The following is a 17,021-nucleotide window of genomic DNA, read 5'->3' on the forward strand; positions in this document are numbered from 1 at the left end:
GGATTGCTTCGCTGCGCTCGCAATGACGGCAAAATAGCTGGAATGGAATCATGGAAGCCTTGGGTCTGCTGCTGCACGGGTTCGCGGTCCTCCTGACCTGGAAGACGCTGCTCTTGATGATGGTCGGGCTGGTGCTCGGCGTCTTCGTCGGCGTGCTGCCCGGGCTGGGCGGCCCCAACGGCGTCGCCATCCTGCTGCCGCTGACCTTCTCGATGGACCCGACCTCGGCCATCGTGATGCTGTCCTGCATCTACTGGGGCGCGCTGTTCGGCGGCGCCATCACCTCGATCCTGTTCAACATTCCCGGTGAGGCGTGGTCGGTGGCGACCACTTTCGACGGCTATCCCATGGCGCAGCAGGGCAAAGCAGCGGAAGCGCTGACCGCCGCCTTCACCTCGTCGTTCATCGGCTCGCTGGTCGCAGTGATGCTGATCACCTTCCTGGCGCCCTGGATCTCGTCGTTTGCGCTGAAGTTCGGTCCGCCTGAATTCTTCGCCGTGTATCTCCTGACCTTTTGCTCGTTCGTGGGCCTGGGACGCGAGGACAAGCACAAGACGGTCATTGCGATGGCGCTCGGTCTGCTGCTTGCCGGCGTCGGCATGGACACCGTGTCCGGTCAGTTGCGGATGACCTTTGGCTCGACCGATCTGTTGCGCGGCATCAACTTCCTGGTCGCGGTCATCGGCCTGTTCGGCATCAGCGAGATCCTGCTGACGATGGAGGAACGCCTGGCGCTGCGCGGTCACGCCGCCGCGATCTCCTTGCGCACGGTGCTCGCCGTCTGGAAGGACCTGCCGAAATACTGGATGACGCTGCTGCGTTCCTCAGTGATCGGCTGCTGGCTCGGCATCACGCCGGGCGGCGCGATTGCGGCCTCCTTCATGGGCTACAACCTCGCCAAGCGCTTCTCCAAGAACCAGGACAGTTTTGGCAAGGGCCGTATCGAGGGCGTGTTCGCACCCGAGACCGCAGCGCATGCCTCGGGCACCGCGGCGCTGTTGCCGATGCTGGCGCTCGGCATTCCCGGCTCGGGTACCGCGGCGATCCTGCTCGGTGGCCTGATGGTGTGGGGCCTCAATCCCGGCCCGCTGCTGTTCGTGGAGCACAAGGACTTCGTCTGGGGCCTGATCGCCTCGATGTATCTCGGCAATGTCGTCGGCCTCGTGCTGGTGCTCTCCACCGTGCCGATCTTCGCCTCGATCCTGCGCGTGCCGTTCGCGGCGGTGGCGCCGATGATCGTGGTGTCCTGCGCGATCGGCGCCTACGCCATCCAGAACGCGATGTTCGACGTGTGGCTGATGCTCGGCTTCGGCGTCGTCGGCTATGTCTTCAAGAAGATCAAGATCCCGCTGGCGCCGTTCACCTTGGCGCTGGTGCTCGGTAGCCGTGCCGAGGATGCATTCCGGCAGTCGATGATCATCTCCGGCGGCAACATGAAGGTGTTCTGGGCCAACGGTCTCGTCGGCACCATCACGACGCTGGCGATCCTGCTGCTGTTCTGGCCGCTGATCGATCGGCTGGTGGCGAGCTTCGGCAAGTCCAGCGCGCCTGCGGCGAAGGCCGAGGCGTAGGGCAAGCTGGCCGCGACGTATTGGGCCTCATAATTCGAGACGCGCCGCGCTCGACCGTTGCCATTTTCGTTGGTCTGGGCGCGGCGCTCCTCACCATGACGGGCTAGGGACCGAGCGGCCGCCTTACACGAGGCCATGAACACGCCGACCGCGTATTCATGGAGAGGATCTTGATCGCGCCGCGGATTCAGACCTCGTCCTGAGGAGCCCGCCCCTTGGCGGGCGTCTCGAAGGACGGGCGCGGGAGAGGTGAGCGCCGCGCCAGCTCTCACCACGCGTAGCGCACGGTCCCTTTGCCTGCATAGGAGCGCGTGACGTTCGAGAGCTCGCTCTCCAGTGTGGCCATTGCGCTCCAGCCGTTCAGCCAATTCATCTCGATCGATGTGGTCGCTAGCGCGGAATCGCGCGCCTGCGCTGCGCCGTTCACGACGAAGCTCGCGCCCGGCAGCGTCTGGAAGGTCGCGGCGACTGAACGATCGGGATTGAAGTCGTGCGCCCAGGCGAGTCGGCCGCGCAGGGTGAGAGTGCCATCGCTCAAGGCATAGGACTTGTCAGTCCGCAGGCCGAGCTCAGTGCGCGTATCAGCGACCGTCTTGCCGTTGTAGCTCAGCGCGAACGTCGAGGCCCCGGCGACGGCTTGCTCGACGTAACCGGGCAGCCGCAGGCTCGTGACCTGCGCCGCTGCGTACGGCGTCAATCCGATGCCGCCGACCGGCGCAAGGAAGCGGGTGCCGCCCTCGATGCGGCCGGTCCAGGCGTGGGCCTGATAGGTCGCGCGCAGCCGGTCGGCGCCGGCGATGGTGACGGCACGGTCGGTGGTGACGTCCTGCCAGCCATAGGCCAGGGCGGCTCTGAGATAGCTCGGGCCGATATGATGATGCAGATAGGCGCCGGCTTGGAATAGGTCAGAACGGCCGGAGCCGAGGCCGCCGACGCTGAAGTTGGTGCCGCCGCCGCCGAGCGCGAAGCCTGCAATGGTCTGCGGCGCGATCCGGTAATCGGCGCCGACAGCGGTGCCGGCGATGCGGCTGGTGGTGTCGCTGGAGCCGACGCCCGCATTGCCGCTGGTCGATTGTGAGCCGCCGAAGCCGGCCGCCCAGACATTCCAGCGCTGCGCGAAGTCCGCCGGCCTGTCGTCGGTCAGCATCGCAAAGGCATCGGTGCGCTTGCGCGTGGGGTCCGCATAGCTGCTCGCGCTGCCACTGCCGGTACCGCGGCCAGCACGCTGTGCGAACGGATCGGTCAGCAGTCCCGCGAACTGGCTCATCGCGTTGAACGTCGTCTGCTGGCTCCCCGTCGCGCTCTCACCGGACGTCTGTGTGAGCCCGGCTTGATTCATCTTGCCGAACACGACCGGAATGTCGCCGCTGCGATCGAAGAAGGCCGAGAGCGTATCGCCGACCGCCTTCTGATTGCCGTTGAGTCCGCCAGGCAGGGCGAAGGCGAGGATCAGGTCGAGATAGACGTTGTTGGCATCGTAGCTCAGGCTGGTCTTGAAGCCGGAGGGCAGGTTGGTCTTCACCACCGAGCCGAAGCTGCCCGTAATGCCGCCGCTCGTCGTCAGAATGGTGTAGCGCTTGTCGACATAGCCGCCGGCGTCGAACTCGGCCTTGACGGTCGCGCCGCCGAGCGTGGCCGATCCGGTGACGCTGGCGAACGAGGCCGTCGTCGGATCGATCTGCACCAGATAGAACGCGCCGGACTGGAAGGCGAGGTTGCCGACGATAGTCATCAACGACCCCGCGGTGCCGTTGCCGGGCGCCAGCGTGCCGCCATCGTTGATGCCGACGGTCATGGGTGGATCGACCAGGCCCGCGCCCATCAGCGTGCCGCCGGCGTTGACGGTCACACCGGACGTGTTGGTGATCGCGCCCTCGACGTCGAGCACGCCGCCGTTGATGATGGTCGCACCCGTGTAGCTGCTGGTGCCAGTGAGCGTCATCCGGCCGTTGCCGGTTTTGGTGAAGCCGCCGCTGCCGGAGACCGTGCCTGAGAAGGTCGTATTGCCGTTGTTGCCGCCTGATGTCAGCGTGCCCGCGCCGAGCAGGACGCTGCCGCTGCCGGTGAGCGAGCCGATGGACTGATCAAAACCGTTGAGATCGAGCGTCGCACCCGGCGCGATCATGAACGCGCTGGCCGAGGCGAGCACGCCGGAGGCGCCGGCCTGCAAGGTGCCGGCGCCGATCGTGGTCGCGCCGGTGTAGCTGGTCGGCCCGTCGAACCGCATCGTGCCGGTGCCGACCTTGGTGAAGCCGCCGCTGCCGGAGATCGTGCCGGTGTAGCTCGTGCTGGCGTTGTCGCCGCCTGACGTCAGCGTGCCCGCGCCGAGCAGCACGGCGCCGCCGCCCGTCAGCGAGGCGATCGTCTGATTGAAGCCGTTGAGATCGAGAGTGCCGCCATTGTCGACCTCGATGGAGCTCGAGGGGGCGAAGGCGCCGGCCGCGCCGGCGCGCAGCGTGCCGCCATCGACGATGGTCGGCCCGGTGTAGGTGTTGGGGCCGCCGAGTGTGAGCACGCCCGGGCCGCTCTTGACGAAGGTGCCACTGCCCGAGATCGTGCCCGAGAACACGGTGGCGCCGCCATTGTCGCCGATCGCCAGCGACCCGTTGGTTCCGAGGAGGACGCTGCCGCTGCCGCCAAGTCCGCCGATGGTCTGGCCCGTGCCATCGATGTCGAGCGTCGCACCGCTCGCGATCATGTAGCTGCTGGCGACCGAGAGAACGCCGGACGCACCGGTCCGCAGGGTGCCGCCGCTGATGACGGTGTCGCCGGCAAAAGTGGTCGTCCCGGTCAGCGTCAGGGTGCCCGCGCCGAGCTTGGTCAGTCCGCCGCTGCCGGTGATCGTGCCGCTGAGCGTGGCGTTGTTGCCGTTGGTGTCGAAGCTGCCGCCGCCGGCATTGAGCGTGATGTTGCGGCTGGAGCTGAAGCCCGCGAGATATTGCAACGTGCCGCCGCCGAACGAGAGCCCGCCGGAGGCCGCGCCGAGGCTGGCGTCGGAGGAGACCGCGAGCGCACCCTGGTTGATGGCCCAGGGCGTGACGGCGGTCGTGGTGCCGGTCAACGTCCAGGTGCTCGTGCCGGTCTTCACGAAGCTCGAGAAGCCTTGATACTGCGCCGAGGCGCCGATCGTGGACGCGTCGAAGGTGCCGTTCACAGCGCCGCCGAGCCGGAAGGTGTCGCTGCCGGTGCCGACCACGTTGCCGTTGATGATCGAGCTCGCCCAGATCTCCAGCGTGTTGCTGCCGCCGGTGAAGGTGATTGCGTTGGCGCTGGTCACGGCGACGCCGCCGGTATTGAACCCGGCCGAGATCGTGCCGCTGTTGATGATGGTGAGATTGGCGCCGGTGACGCCGGCCCCGGCCGGACGGTAGTCGCCGTCGTTCGCATTTGGGCCAACGCCCTTGTTTCCTGAAGCGCCACCGCTGATGCTCCCGGAGTTGATCAAGGTTCCACCGGCTGCGAAGACCGCGCCTGCACCGCCATTGCCGCCATCGCCACCGGCGTGGAATTGGATGCTGTTGGCGGTGTTGCCGCCATCGCCGCCTACGCCACCGAAAATTGCGCCAGAATTGACCAGGATACTGGTGCCGGTCAGATAGACGCCGTAACCACCATCGCCGCCGTCGCCTCCACGACCAGTGCCGTTGGCGACGCCGCCGGGACCGCCGCCACCAGCAGTGATCACCCCAACGTTCGTGTACGTCAGGCCGCTGCCATCCACGACCACCCCGTAGCCGCCCGCTCCACCGCCGCCGGCTCCGAAGCTAAGGCTGGTCGAGCCGCCCCGTCCGCCATTGCCGCCGGTTACGGTTGTCGAATTGACGTCGTTCGTGATGACCACCGCGCCATGAGCGCCACCACCGCCACCGCCGCCGCCGGTGCTCCCGCTGCCGCTTTCGCCGGCATGTCCCCGCTCGCCCGCGCCGATGCCGCCTTGGCCCCCCAGGGTCTGGCCCGTGCTGTCACCTCCGCCGTTGCCGCCGTTCACACCCGCGCCGCCGCCGCCGCCTCCTTGCGCAATGTTGGCTCCGGCACCGCCATCGCCGCCCGAACCAGTGGCCGAACTCGTGCCGCCATTCCCAGTCGCTGCGCCGCCGTCGCCGCCACTCGTCGCCTGGGCGAGGACTGGGCTGGCGAGCATGACGGTGAGTAGCGCTGTCGTCGCTGCCAGCCAACGCAACTGAGTACGTCGGAGTGAATCGGCCGATGTCTCGTTCTTCAATCTGCCTGGGATCAGCACTTCAGCCCTTCGCGCGACTCGATATCAGGCCGGTGCCGATCGACGGACGCAGGCCGTCGTCCAAAGCACGCAAATTTGCGGGGACGGGAATTGTGACTTTTTGGGTGAATTGAGCGGCAGTGCAGATCGTAATCGGACTGTGGCACCGCCGACACGTTTACGAGAGGCCGGATCGGCAGCGACGGACCGTTGTTCGAATCGCTTCCGCGCTTCTCCAGAGGTTGTGTCTTTGCGATGACAGTATTTTAGGCAGCACAGTGGTAGGCTTCATTCATGGGCAGACGTCGTGCTGCTCACGCGCGGTGCCTGATCTTTGGTCATCGCGCCCTGATGTTTCCTCCCGAGACGATCACCTTGCCCGGCGCGTGCGTCGGGCTTTTTTTTGCATTCGGTGGATCAGGGTTCGCAGCTCATCCCGTCACCCTCGAAAGGAAAAAGCCTCCGTCCGGCTTTTCGGAACGAAGGCTTCGAGCAAAGGTGATGTAGGTCAGCGAGGACGCGAACCCGAGGCAGGTCAGCCTCAGTTGGCCTTCTCCGCGACCGGCATGTGGTACCAGTCGGACTCGTTGTCCAGCATCGTCTCATCGAAGGGCAGCGCGCCGTCGTGATTCAGAGCGGCGGCGTTGACGTCGCGGACGATATCCATCGCCGACAGAAACTCGTTCAATTCCGATGCGCTCATGACCCGCTACTCCTCAAGCCCGCGGGCCCCGGGGGTCCGCGATCAACTGATGAGAAGAGGTTAACGCGGTCTCGCTCTGGCCTCAATCCCGCCCAGGTCGAAGTTCCAACGTGGTGACATCTGGGCCACAGCGGCGGGATGCCGCAGCTTGGTCATATTGCACTTGCTCACACGACGCGATGCAGCCGGAGATCGGCGATCTCGCCGTCGGTGAAGCCGAATTCCGAAAGGATCTCCTCGGTCTGCTCGCCGAATTCCGGCGGCCGCGCCGCCATCCGGCTCGGCGTGCGCGACAAGGTGAAGGGCTGCGCCACCAGCGTGATGTCACGGCCGTCGTCGCTGGCGACCTGCTGCGCCATCCCGAGATGCTTCACTTGCGGATCCTCGAACATCTGATCGATCGCGTAAATCGGGCCGCAGGGCACGCCGGCGGCGTTGAGCTCGGCGACCCATTGCTCGCTCGTCTTCGCCAGCGTGCGCGCGTTGATCTCGGCGTTGAGCGCATCGCGGTTCTTCGAGCGCGCCGGCGCGGTGGCGTAGTCCGGATTGTCGATCCATTCGGGCGCGCCGAGCGTCTGGCACAGCCGCTCCCAGATCCGTCCCCCCGTGGCGGCGATGTTGATGTAGCCGTCGGAAGTCTTGAACACGCCTGTCGGGATGCTGGTCGGATGGTTGTTGCCGGCTTGAGGAGCGACCTCCTTCTCCATCAGCCAGCGCGCGGCCTGGAAGTCGAGCATGAAGATCTGCGCCTGCAACAACGAGGTCTGCACCCACTGGCCCTCGCCGGAGACCTCGCGCTCGAGCAGCGCGGTGAGAATGCCCATCGCGCAGGACAGGCCCGCCGAGAGATCGGCGATCGGGATGCCCGCACGCATTGGCCCTTCACCGGGCGCGCCGGTGATCGACATCAGCCCGCCCATGCCCTGCGCGATCTGATCGAAGCCGGGCCGCTTGGCATAGGGGCCGTCCTGGCCGAAGCCGGAGATGCTGCCATAGACAATGCGCGGATTGACCTTGCGCACCGCCTCGTAGTCGATGCCGAGCTTGGTCTTGACGTCGGGGCGATAGTTCTCGATGACCACGTCGGCCTGCTTCGCCAACCGCATGAACACGTCGACGCCTTTGGGATCTTTCAGATTGAGCGTCATCGCGCGCTTGTTGCGATGCAGGTTCTGGAAGTCGGAACCGCGGCGCGGGCCGCCGAGCGCCTCGCCGCCGTCTTCCATCATGGCGTCGATCTTGATCACGTTGGCGCCCCAATCGGCGAACTGCCGCGCGCAGGTCGGGCCGGCGCGCACCCGCGTCAGATCGAGCACGGTGAAGCGGGACAGGGCTTTGGACGCGCGCGGAAAGGCCATGCGGACGAACTCCGAGAGACGGGACATGGCTGTATAGGAGAGCGCGCGTGATGCGGCAATTGCGTGGGGGCGGTGCGCGCCGCCGCGCTCATGCCGCTGGTGCAGGGCTTCCCGCTACGGGGACAATGAGAGGAATTCACCGCTCGTCGGCGATCACCTTGCCGTCGTTGGGCAGCGCGCCTGGCGCGACCAGCTCGATGCCGCCGCCGAGCTTGGTGATGTTGCGCAGGCTGGCTGAGAGCGCGTCCTGCAGGCCATCCGGCGGCGAGGCGCATTCCGCCTGCAGCGTCATCGCGTCGGTCTCGCCGGCACGGGTCACGACCAGCCTGAGGCGGCCGAGCTCCGGGTAGCGCTTGCCGATCTCGGCGACCTGCTCGGGGCGCACGAACATGCCCTTGATCTTGGTGGTCTGGTCGGCGCGGCCCATCCAGCCCTTGATGCGCATGTTGGTGCGGCCGCAGGCGCTGATGCCGGGCAGGGCGGCGGTGAGGTCGCCGAGGGCCAGGCGAATCCAGGGGTGATGAGGATCGAGCGACGTGACGACGATCTCGCCGACATCGCCTGGCGCCACCGGATCGCCGGTGCCGGGGCGGACGATCTCGAAGATCAGGTCCTCGTTGACGACCATGCCGTCGCGCGCTGCGGTCTCATAGGCGATGATGCCGAGATCGGCGGTGCCGAACGCCTGATAGGCATCAATGCCGCGCGCCTTGATCTCGGCCTGCAGCGACGGCGGGAACGCCGCGCCAGACACCAGCGCGCGCTTGAGCGAGGAGACGTCGCGGCCGGCGCTGGCGGCGGCATCGAGCAGGATCTTGAGGAAGTCGGGCGTGCCGCTGTAGCCGATCGGGCGATAGGCCTCGATCAGCTCGAACTGCGCCTCGGTGTTCCCTGGTCCCGCCGGAATGACAGCGCAACCGAGCGCGCGCGCCGAGGCATCGAAGATGAAGCCGCCCGGCGTCAGATGATAGCTGAAGGTGTTGAGCACGACGTCGCCACTGCGCAAGCCCGACGCGAACAGCGCGCGGGCGCCGCGCCAGGGATCGTTGTGCGCTGCCTCCGGCTCGAAGATCGGTCCGGGCGATGTGAACAGGCGCGAGAACGCGCCGGGCGCCTGCGCGACGAAGCCGCCGAACGGCGGGGCAGCTTTGTGCAGCGCCGGCAGCTCCGATTTGCGCAGCACCGGCAGCTGCGCAAGCGCGGCGCGGGTCGTGATGTCCCGGGGATCAATGCCCTGCAGCAGCGCGGCATACGCGGGCGCCGCGATCGCCGCGCGCAGCACGTCGGGCAGGCGGCCGAACAGCTCCTGCTCGCGGGCTGCGGGATCACGGGTTTCGAGGGCGTCGTAGTGGGGCATCGTACCCAGTCCTTGAATCTTGCGATCGTCATGCCCGGGCTTGTCCCGGGCATCCACGTCGTTCGTCGTTGCGGCTCACGCGTGGATGGCCGGGTCAAGCCCGGCCATGACGAGGAGAGAGTTCGGCTACAGCCACCGCTTCCGCCGCTTGAAGCTCTTCAGGTTCTTGAAGCTCTTGCGCTGGTCGCCGGCGCCGCCGAGGTAGAATTCCTTGACGTCCTCATTGTCGCGCAGGCTGTCGGCGGTGCCGTCGAGAACCACCTTGCCCTGCTCCATGATGTAGCCGTGGCTGGCCACCGACAGCGCCGCGCGCGCGTTCTGTTCGACCAGCAGGATGGTGACGCCGAGATCGCGGTTGATCTCCTTGATGATCGCGAACACTTCCTTGACCAATAGCGGCGACAGTCCCATCGACGGCTCGTCCATCAGGATCATCTTCGGCCGCGCCATCAGCGCGCGCCCGATCGCCAGCATCTGCTGCTCGCCGCCGGAGAGATAGCCGGCGAGGCCGGTGCGCTCCTTCAGCCGCGGGAAATAGTTGAACACCATCTCGATGTCGCTTGCGACCTCGCGATCGGATCGCGTGAAGGCGCCGAGCTTGAGGTTCTCCAGCGACGTCATGTCGGAGACGATGCGGCGCCCCTCCATGACCTGGAAGATGCCGCGGCGAACGATCTTCTCCGGATCGATGCCGTCGATGCGCGCGCCGTCGAACATGATCTCGCCGCGCGTGACCTCGCCGTCCTCGGTCTTCAACAGGCCGGAGATCGCCTTCAGCGTCGTCGACTTGCCGGCGCCGTTGGCGCCGAGCAGCGCGACGATCGCGCCCTTGGGCACATCGAGGCTGAGCCCGCGCAGCACCAGGATGACGTCGTCATAGACGACCTCGATGTTGCGGACGGAGAGCAGGGGGGCTGCTGTCGCGCTGGCTGCGCCGGTTCGCGGAGTGTCGAGTGTTTCGGTCATTGTGGCTGTCCACCGCTGTCGTCCCCCGCGCAGGCGGGGGACCCAGTATTCCAGAGACGCCGATGCTTGATCGATGAGCCGCGGCGTACTGGATCCCCGCTTTCGCGGGGATGACGATCGTGTGTGGGGCGACTGCTGAGTTCACTCAACCGTCGCCGATCAACTTACCAACCAGCCCATTCCGCCTTGCGCGGCAGCTCGATGGTCTTGACCTTCTCGAGCTTGATCACGCCCTTGGCCATGAGGTCGTTGAGGTCGCCATCGGTCGGACCCGTCACGCGGGCGCGATAGAGGTCGACCTTCATGGTGCCGCGGTGGTCCTTGTCCGTCCAGGTCGACGGGCTGCAGACGCCCTCCATCCCGGCCGGCACCCAATCTTTCTTCTGATAGAAGCCCTTGGCAACGTTCTCGCCGGTGGCACCGCCGTTCTTCGCAGCCCACTCGATCGCCTCCTTCATGTAGAGCGAGGAGCAGACCGCGGCGACGTAGTGCACCGGGCGGTAGACCTTGCCGGTCGGGTCGGACATCTTCGAGATCTCCTGCACCGTCTTCATGCCCGGCGCATCGCCACCCCAGGCCACCGAGGTGCGCAGCGGGAAGATCACGCCGTCGGCGGCAGCGCCCGCGGTCTTGGCGGCGTTCTCGTCCATGCCCCAGACGTTGGACAGGAACTGCACGTCGACGCCGGCATTCTTGCAGGCCTTCATCACCGAGATGTTGGAAGCCGCGGTGTTGCCGAGATAGGCGTAGTTGGCGCCGGAGCTCTTCAGGCTCAGGCACTGCGCGCTGTAGTCGCCCGGCGCCAGCGCGAACACCAGCGGCGGCAGCACCTCGAAGCCGAGCTCGGTGGCGAGCGCCTCGCCGGCCGCCTTCGGCGCGTTGGGGTAGGGGTGGTTGGCGCCCATGTGGACGAATTTCGGCTTGCCCGGCTTGCCCTTGGCCTTCCAGTCCTCGGCCGCCCAGGTCAGCTCGGCGCGCAGCGCATCCGAGTAGCTCGGGCCGTAGAAGAAGTTGTACGGCGCCGGCTTCGCCTTGCCGCTGGTGCCTTCCGGATCGGTCAGCGCGGCAGCGTAGGAGCCGGACATGTCCGGGATCTTGTCGTTGGCGAGGAAGCCGGTCAGCGCCTCGGTGTCGGCGGTGCCCCAGCCCATGATCGCCGCGACCTTGTTGTCCGGTGCCGACCACTTCTTGTACAACGCGATCGCGCGCGGCACCTGGTAGCCATAATCGTTGCTGTCGACTGCGAGCTGCTTGCCGCCGATGCCGCCGTTCTTGTTGACCCAGGCGAAGGTGTCCGCGACGCCCTGGCCGTAGGGCGTGCCGACGTCGGACGTGCCGCCTGAGAGATCCTGCAGATGGCCGATCGCGATCTGCTGCGCCTGCGCCGATGGGGCGAATGCGCCCGCCAAGAGCGCCAGTGCCGCCGAGCCGAGCCATGATTTGATCGTCATAGTGCTTCCTCCTGTGGTGGGTTCGGGCCGGATTGCCGCCGGTCCCTGTTGGTTGGAATCAATGTGAGAACGGATAGAGCTTCCAATAGGTCTTGATCTGGCGCCAGCGATGCGCGAGCCCGTCGGGCTCGAACATCAGGAAGCCGATGATGATCAGGCCGATCGCGATCTCGCGCAGAAAGGTGATGTTGTTGTTGAGCGCGAGCGCCTTGTCGATCGCGCCGCCCTTGAGGAGATGGCTGAGCCACTCCATCGATTCCGGCAGCAGAACGACGAAGGCGGTCCCCATCAGCGTGCCCATGATCGAACCGGTGCCGCCGATGATGATCATCGCAAGGAACAGGATCGAGCGCTCGATGCCGAAACCTTCCTGCGAGATCACCAGCTGGTAGTGCGCATAGAGGGCGCCTGCAATGCCGGCGAAGAACGCGGCGAGGCCGAACGACAGCGTGCGATATTTGGTCAGGTTGATGCCCATGATCTCGGCCGAGAGATAATGGTCGCGGATCGCGATCAGCGCCCGGCCGTCGCGGGTGCGCATCAGGTTGGTGACGAGGAGGTAGCAGACCAGCACATAGGCCAGCACGACATAAAAATACTGCCGGTCGCCGCGCAGCGTGTAGCCTAGAATCGAGAACGGATTGGCCGAAGCCGGCACCGAGCCGCCGGAGAACCATTCGGCCCGGGAGAAGAAGTCGAGCAGGATGTATTGCGCAGCGAGAGTGGCGATGACGAGATAGAGCCCCTTCAGCCGCGCCGCCGGAAGGCCGAAGACCAGACCAACGAGGGCCGTGATCACGCCGGCGAGCGGGATCGCGAAGAACACCGGGATGGCATAGGCGTTGTTGATGTAGGCCGAGGTGAAGGCGCCGAGCAGGAAGAAGCCGGCCTGGCCGATCGAGATCTGGCCGGTGAAGCCGACGAGGATGTTCAGCCCGAGGGCCGCGATCGCGAAGATGCCGATCTGGATCGAAACCGACAGCCAGTATTCGGAGAACACCTGCGGCGCGAAGCACAGCAGGATGACACCGGCGATCGCGAAATTGCGGCTGGTCCTGGTCGGGAAGATCGTGGTGTCGGCCGCGTAGGAGGTGCGGAAGTCACCGGCGGGTATCGTGGAACGTGCGACCATGGTTCAGATCCGCTCGATGTCTTTGGTGCCGAACAGGCCGTAGGGCTTGATCATCAGGATGATGATCAGGACGTAGAACGGCGCGATCTCGTACAGATTGCCCCAGTGCAGATACTGGCTGTCGACATATTGCGCGATATTCTCCAGGAGGCCGATGATGATGCCGCCGAGCACGGCACCGCCGACCGAGTCGAGGCCTCCGAGGATCGCCGCCGGAAACACCTTGATGCCGTAGGCCGACAATCCCGAGGACACGCCGTTGACGACGGCGACGACCACGCCGGCCACGGCGGACACGGTCGCCGAGATCGCCCAGGCCATCGCGAACACGCTCTTGACGGAGATGCCGAGCGATTGCGCGACCTGCTGGTTGAAGGCGGTGGCGCGCATCGCGAGGCCATATTTGGAGGCCTTGAAGAACCAGGCCATGCCGAGCATCATCAGCAGCGACACGACGAGGCTCATGACGTAGACCGTCTGGATCTGCAGTCCGAACAGGTCGACGGACGTGCTTGCGAACACTGGCGGGAACGGCTGCGGATTGACGCCAAACATCCATTTCAGCGCCGCCTGGAACACGGTCGACAGGCCGATCGTGACCATGATGACGGAGATGATGGGCTCGCCGATCATCGGCCGGAGGATCACAACCTGGATCGCGATGCCGAACGCGAACATGAAGACCAGCGTCAGCGGCATGCCGACCCAGAACGGCACCTGATATTTCGTCAGCAATGCCCAGCACACCCAGGCGCCGATCAGGAGCAGCTCGCCCTGCGCGAAATTGACGACCTGGGTCGCCTTGTAGATGAGCACGAACGACATCGCGACCACGCCATAGAGCGTTCCGACGACGAGGCCGTTGACCAGGAGCTGGATGAGGAAGGCGGTGTTCATGATCGTTCTCGCTCGTCATCGCCGGGCTTGACCCGGCGATCCAGCGTTTTCGGAAGAGGATGGCTGCGCGGGTCAAGCCCGCGCATGACGATTGGGTGTGCCGAGCCGGCGTGGCTCTTACCCTCTCCCCTTGTGGGAGAGGGTGGCTGCGCGCAGCGCAGCCGGGTGAGGGGCTCTCTCCGCGGGCGAGCGAGAGGAGAGGGACCCCTCACCCGACCGCGTTTGCGTTGACCGGCCGAGATGCCCTCTCCCACAAGGGGAGAGGGCGCAGTCATGCGCAGTAACCTTCGCTGCGGCTCAAGCCGCTGCTCGTCATCGCCGGGCTCGACCCGGCGATCCATCGCTCTCGCAAGAAGATGGATGCGCGGGTCAAGCCCGCGCAGGATGACCGAATATGACGATAAGCACATCACTCTGCGGCCTCCGCCATGGGGCCGTGGCTGTCCAGGTCCACCACCTTCAGCGTGGTGCGGATGCGCTGGGTGGTGCCGTCCTGGAAGCGGATGACCGTGTCGACGGGGATCGCCGGCTTGCCGCCATAGATGCCGTCGATGATATCGGCGTACTTCTCGTTGATGACGCTGCGGCGCACCTTGCGCGTACGTGTGAGCTCGCCGTCGTCGGCATCGAGTTCCTTGTACAGCAGCAGGAAGCGGGAGATGCGCTGCGCCGGCGGCAGGTGGGCATTGACGGTCTCGACCTCCTTCTGCAGCAGCGCATAGACCTCGTTGCGCGAGGCGAGATCGGAATAGGTGGTGAAAGCGATGCGGTTCTTCTCGGCCCATTTCGAGATGATCGAATAGCGGATGCAGATCATCGCGGCGAGGTGCTCGCGGCCGGCGCCGAGCACGACGGCCTCGGCGATATAGGGTGAGAACTTCAGCTTGTTCTCGATATATTGCGGTGAGAAGCGCTCGCCGCGCGCGGTCTCGGCGAGGTCCTTGATGCGGTCGATGACGACGAGCTGCTTCGCGTCGTTGAAATAGCCCGCGTCGCCCGAATGCATCCAGCCGTCCTTGACGTCGGCGGTCGAGGCTTCCGGGGCCTTGTAGTAGCCCAGGAACATGTTCGGGTGGCGTACCAGGATCTCGCCGATGCCCTGGCTGTCGGGCTGGTCGATCCTGATCTCGATGTCGTCAGCCATCGGCACGCCGGTCGTGTCGGGATCGACCTTGTCGTCCGGATGCAGCGTGTAGGCCCCGAGCAGCTCGGTCTGGCCGTAGAGCGTGCGCAGCGGTACGCCCATGGCGCGGAAGAACTTGAACGTATCGGGCCCGAGCGCGGCACCGCCGGTGGCAGCCGAGCGCAGCCGGGTGAAGCCGAGCCGGTCGCGCAGCGCACGGAACAGCAGCATGTCGGCAAGGCTCGAATGCTGGCCCTTTTCCAGCGCCGCAAGGCCGGTCGACATGCCCAGATGGTAGAGCCGTTGCTTCAGCGGCGAGGCGTCCATGACGGCGGCACGGACGTCGGCCGCGATCTGCTCCCACACCCTTGGTGCAAACAGTACGAAGGTCGGCGCGATCTCGCGGAAGTCGTTCATCATCGTGTCGGGCTCTTCGACGAAGTTGACCTTCATCCGGCAGAGCAGTCCTTTGCCGAGCACGTAGACCTGTTCCATGATCCAGGGCAGCGGCAGCACCGAAACGTATTCGTCCTCCGGCCCCTTCGGATCGAACGCGAGATAGGTCGCGCAGTGCTTGAGCACGCGCGCGGCCGAGAGCATCGCGAGCTTCGGATGCGAGGTCGTGCCCGAGGTGGTGCAGAGAATGGCGACGTCGTCGCCGACGGTCGCATCGACCATGCGGTCGTACAGATCCGGCTCGCGCGCCGCCCGATTGCGGCCGAGCTCAGCGAGCTTGTCCGCCGGCATCAGCCTGGGATCGTCATACTTCCGCATGCCGCGCGGATCGGAATAGACGATATGCTTGAGCGCCGGCACGCGCTCGGCGAGGTTGAGCAGCTTGTCGACCTGCTCCTCATCCTCGGCGAACACCAACCGAGCCTCGCCGTAATTGAGCAGGTAGGCGGCCTCGTCGTCGAGCACATCGCGATAGAGCCCGAGGCTGTAGCCTCGGATCGCATGCGTTGCGATCTCCGCCGCGACCCAGTCGGGCCGGTTGTCGCCGATGATTCCGATCACGGCATCCTTGCCGAGCCCAAGCTCGACCATGCCGAGCGTGAAATCGCGCACGCGCGCCTGGTAGTCGGCCCAGGTGAAGGTGCGCCACAGCCCGAGATCCTTTTCGCGCAGCGCGATCTCCGTCCCGTGCTCTTTCGCGTTCAGCCGTAGCAGCTTCGGATAGGTGTCGGCCTGCCGGACGCGACCCGCATAGTCCATCATGCCGCGTCCTCCGCGATGGACGGCGCCTCGTCGGGATCGACCAGCAGTTCGTCCTCCTCGCCGAGATAGGCGCGCTTGACGTGGGGATCGGCGAGCACCGCGGCCGGGTCGCCCTCGGCGATCTTGCGGCCGAAATCCAGCACCATGACGCGGTGGGAAATGTCCATCACCACGCCCATGTCGTGCTCGATCATCACGACGGTCATGCCGTATTCCTCGTTGAGGTCGACGATGTAGCGCGCCATGTCCTCCTTCTCCTCGAAGTTCATGCCGGCCATCGGCTCGTCGAGGAGAATGAGATGCGGCTCCAGCGCCATCGCTCGGGCGAGCTCGACGCGCTTGCGCAGGCCATAGGAGAGCGTGCCGGCCGGCGCCTTGCGCACCGACTGCAGGTCGAGGAAGTCGATGATCTGCTCGACCTTCTCGCGGTGCTTCAGCTCCTCGCGCCGCGCGCCGGTGAGCCAATACAGAGAGCCGGTGAGGAAGTTGTTCTTCAAGAGGTGATGGCGCCCGACCATGATGTTGTCGAGCACGCTCATGTGGTGGAAGAGGGCGAGGTTCTGGAAGGTGCGGCCGATGCCGATATTTGCGCGCGCGCTCGGCGGCAGGCCGGTGATGTCGCGGCCGCGATGGAACAGGCGGCCCTCGGTCGGCTTGTAGCGGCCGGAGATGCAGTTGACGATCGAGGTCTTGCCGGCACCGTTCGGGCCGATGATCGAGAACAACTCGCCCTCGCGCACGCCGAAGCTGACGTCGGTCAGGGCCCGCACCCCACCGAAACGCAGCGACACTCCGCGCGCTTCCAACGTATAGTCCAAGTCGTCCTCCCGAATTGTCTTGGGCGCTTGGCGCGCTCTTCAAGGCATCGTGTCGCGCGACGTTGAGCTCGTCGCGTCGGCTGCAATCCTATCCCGGGCATCGGTTCCGCGCCATCCGACGAATGACGGGCCACCCGGGCGGGCGCATTTTGCCGCATCTCGGATGCACCTCATCGGAGGCGCGAGTCGAGAGCAGTGGCCCTCGATA

At 65.8% G+C, this 17,021-nt stretch carries 11 protein-coding genes; 1 reads left to right on the forward strand and 10 read right to left on the reverse strand.

Translation table 11 applies throughout. The annotated features are described in order from the left end of the window. Window positions 1-50: 50 nt before the first annotated feature. Window positions 51-1,571, forward strand: coding sequence for a tripartite tricarboxylate transporter permease (locus ACQR1H_RS27275; RefSeq protein ID WP_316180076.1), 1,521 nt, complete (start codon window positions 51-53; stop codon window positions 1,569-1,571). 268 nt (window positions 1,572-1,839) lie between these two features. Here ACQR1H_RS27275 and ACQR1H_RS27280 read toward each other — a convergent pair whose 3' ends face one another. The 10 genes from ACQR1H_RS27280 to ACQR1H_RS27325 all read right to left on the reverse strand — a co-directional run bounded on the left by ACQR1H_RS27280 (window position 1,840) and on the right by ACQR1H_RS27325 (window position 16,813). After that, complete coding sequence (locus ACQR1H_RS27280) at window positions 1,840-5,751, reverse strand: autotransporter domain-containing protein (protein ID WP_434908466.1); 3,912 nt, start codon at window positions 5,749-5,751, stop codon at window positions 1,840-1,842. A 580-nt stretch (window positions 5,752-6,331) separates the two neighbouring features. Beyond that, window positions 6,332-6,493, reverse strand: coding sequence for a hypothetical protein (locus ACQR1H_RS27285; RefSeq protein WP_315803563.1), 162 nt, complete (start codon window positions 6,491-6,493; stop codon window positions 6,332-6,334). A gap of 167 nt (window positions 6,494-6,660) precedes the next feature. Beyond that, window positions 6,661-7,851 carry a CaiB/BaiF CoA transferase family protein gene (locus tag ACQR1H_RS27290; RefSeq protein WP_316180080.1) on the reverse strand — a complete coding sequence of 397 codons (1,191 nt, stop codon included), beginning with the start codon at window positions 7,849-7,851 and terminating at the stop codon, window positions 6,661-6,663. Between the two features lie 136 nt (window positions 7,852-7,987). Continuing rightward, the gene (locus ACQR1H_RS27295; protein WP_434908467.1) at window positions 7,988-9,208 is read right to left on the reverse strand and encodes a phenylacetate--CoA ligase family protein; all 1,221 of its coding nucleotides are present in this window, start codon (window positions 9,206-9,208) and stop codon (window positions 7,988-7,990) included. Between the two features lie 126 nt (window positions 9,209-9,334). After that, a complete protein-coding gene (locus tag ACQR1H_RS27300) occupies window positions 9,335-10,174 on the reverse strand; it encodes an ABC transporter ATP-binding protein (protein WP_316180084.1) in 840 nt (279 codons plus the stop codon). A 164-nt stretch (window positions 10,175-10,338) separates the two neighbouring features. Beyond that, complete coding sequence (locus ACQR1H_RS27305; protein ID WP_315803559.1) at window positions 10,339-11,625, reverse strand: ABC transporter substrate-binding protein; 1,287 nt, start codon at window positions 11,623-11,625, stop codon at window positions 10,339-10,341. 58 nt (window positions 11,626-11,683) lie between these two features. Continuing rightward, a complete protein-coding gene (locus ACQR1H_RS27310) occupies window positions 11,684-12,757 on the reverse strand; it encodes a branched-chain amino acid ABC transporter permease (protein ID WP_315803558.1) in 1,074 nt (357 codons plus the stop codon). Window positions 12,758-12,760: 3 nt separating this feature from the next. Beyond that, window positions 12,761-13,654 carry a branched-chain amino acid ABC transporter permease gene (locus ACQR1H_RS27315; protein ID WP_315803557.1) on the reverse strand — a complete coding sequence of 298 codons (894 nt, stop codon included), beginning with the start codon at window positions 13,652-13,654 and terminating at the stop codon, window positions 12,761-12,763. A 409-nt stretch (window positions 13,655-14,063) separates the two neighbouring features. Beyond that, the gene (locus ACQR1H_RS27320) at window positions 14,064-15,995 is read right to left on the reverse strand and encodes a long-chain fatty acid--CoA ligase (protein WP_316180086.1); all 1,932 of its coding nucleotides are present in this window, start codon (window positions 15,993-15,995) and stop codon (window positions 14,064-14,066) included. Continuing rightward, window positions 15,992-16,813 (reverse strand): ABC transporter ATP-binding protein, encoded by an 822-nt coding sequence (locus ACQR1H_RS27325; protein ID WP_315803555.1) that lies wholly within the window; start codon window positions 16,811-16,813, stop codon window positions 15,992-15,994. Before ACQR1H_RS27325 ends, ACQR1H_RS27320 begins: the two co-directional genes overlap by 4 nt. Window positions 16,814-17,021: the final 208 nt, after the last annotated feature.

Origin of the sequence: Bradyrhizobium sp. HKCCYLRH2015 (genome assembly GCF_051168215.1) — a bacterium.
In the GTDB taxonomy this organism is placed as follows: Bacteria; Pseudomonadota; Alphaproteobacteria; order Rhizobiales; family Xanthobacteraceae; genus Bradyrhizobium.

What these genes read in the sequence shown, in the direction of transcription:
- ACQR1H_RS27275 (WP_316180076.1), top strand. Translation starts at nt 51, where the DNA reads ATGGAAGCCTTGGGTCTGCTGCTGCACGGGTTCGCGGTCCTCCTGACC.
- ACQR1H_RS27290 (WP_316180080.1), bottom strand. Translation starts at nt 7,851, where the DNA reads ATGGCCTTTCCGCGCGCGTCCAAAGCCCTGTCCCGCTTCACCGTGCTC.
- ACQR1H_RS27295 (WP_434908467.1), bottom strand. Translation starts at nt 9,208, where the DNA reads ATGCCCCACTACGACGCCCTCGAAACCCGTGATCCCGCAGCCCGCGAG.
- ACQR1H_RS27305 (WP_315803559.1), bottom strand. Translation starts at nt 11,625, where the DNA reads ATGACGATCAAATCATGGCTCGGCTCGGCGGCACTGGCGCTCTTGGCG.
- ACQR1H_RS27310 (WP_315803558.1), bottom strand. Translation starts at nt 12,757, where the DNA reads ATGGTCGCACGTTCCACGATACCCGCCGGTGACTTCCGCACCTCCTAC.
- ACQR1H_RS27315 (WP_315803557.1), bottom strand. Translation starts at nt 13,654, where the DNA reads ATGAACACCGCCTTCCTCATCCAGCTCCTGGTCAACGGCCTCGTCGTC.
- ACQR1H_RS27320 (WP_316180086.1), bottom strand. Translation starts at nt 15,995, where the DNA reads ATGATGGACTATGCGGGTCGCGTCCGGCAGGCCGACACCTATCCGAAG.
- ACQR1H_RS27300 (WP_316180084.1), bottom strand. Translation starts at nt 10,174, where the DNA reads ATGACCGAAACACTCGACACTCCGCGAACCGGCGCAGCCAGCGCGACA.
- ACQR1H_RS27285 (WP_315803563.1), bottom strand. Translation starts at nt 6,493, where the DNA reads ATGAGCGCATCGGAATTGAACGAGTTTCTGTCGGCGATGGATATCGTC.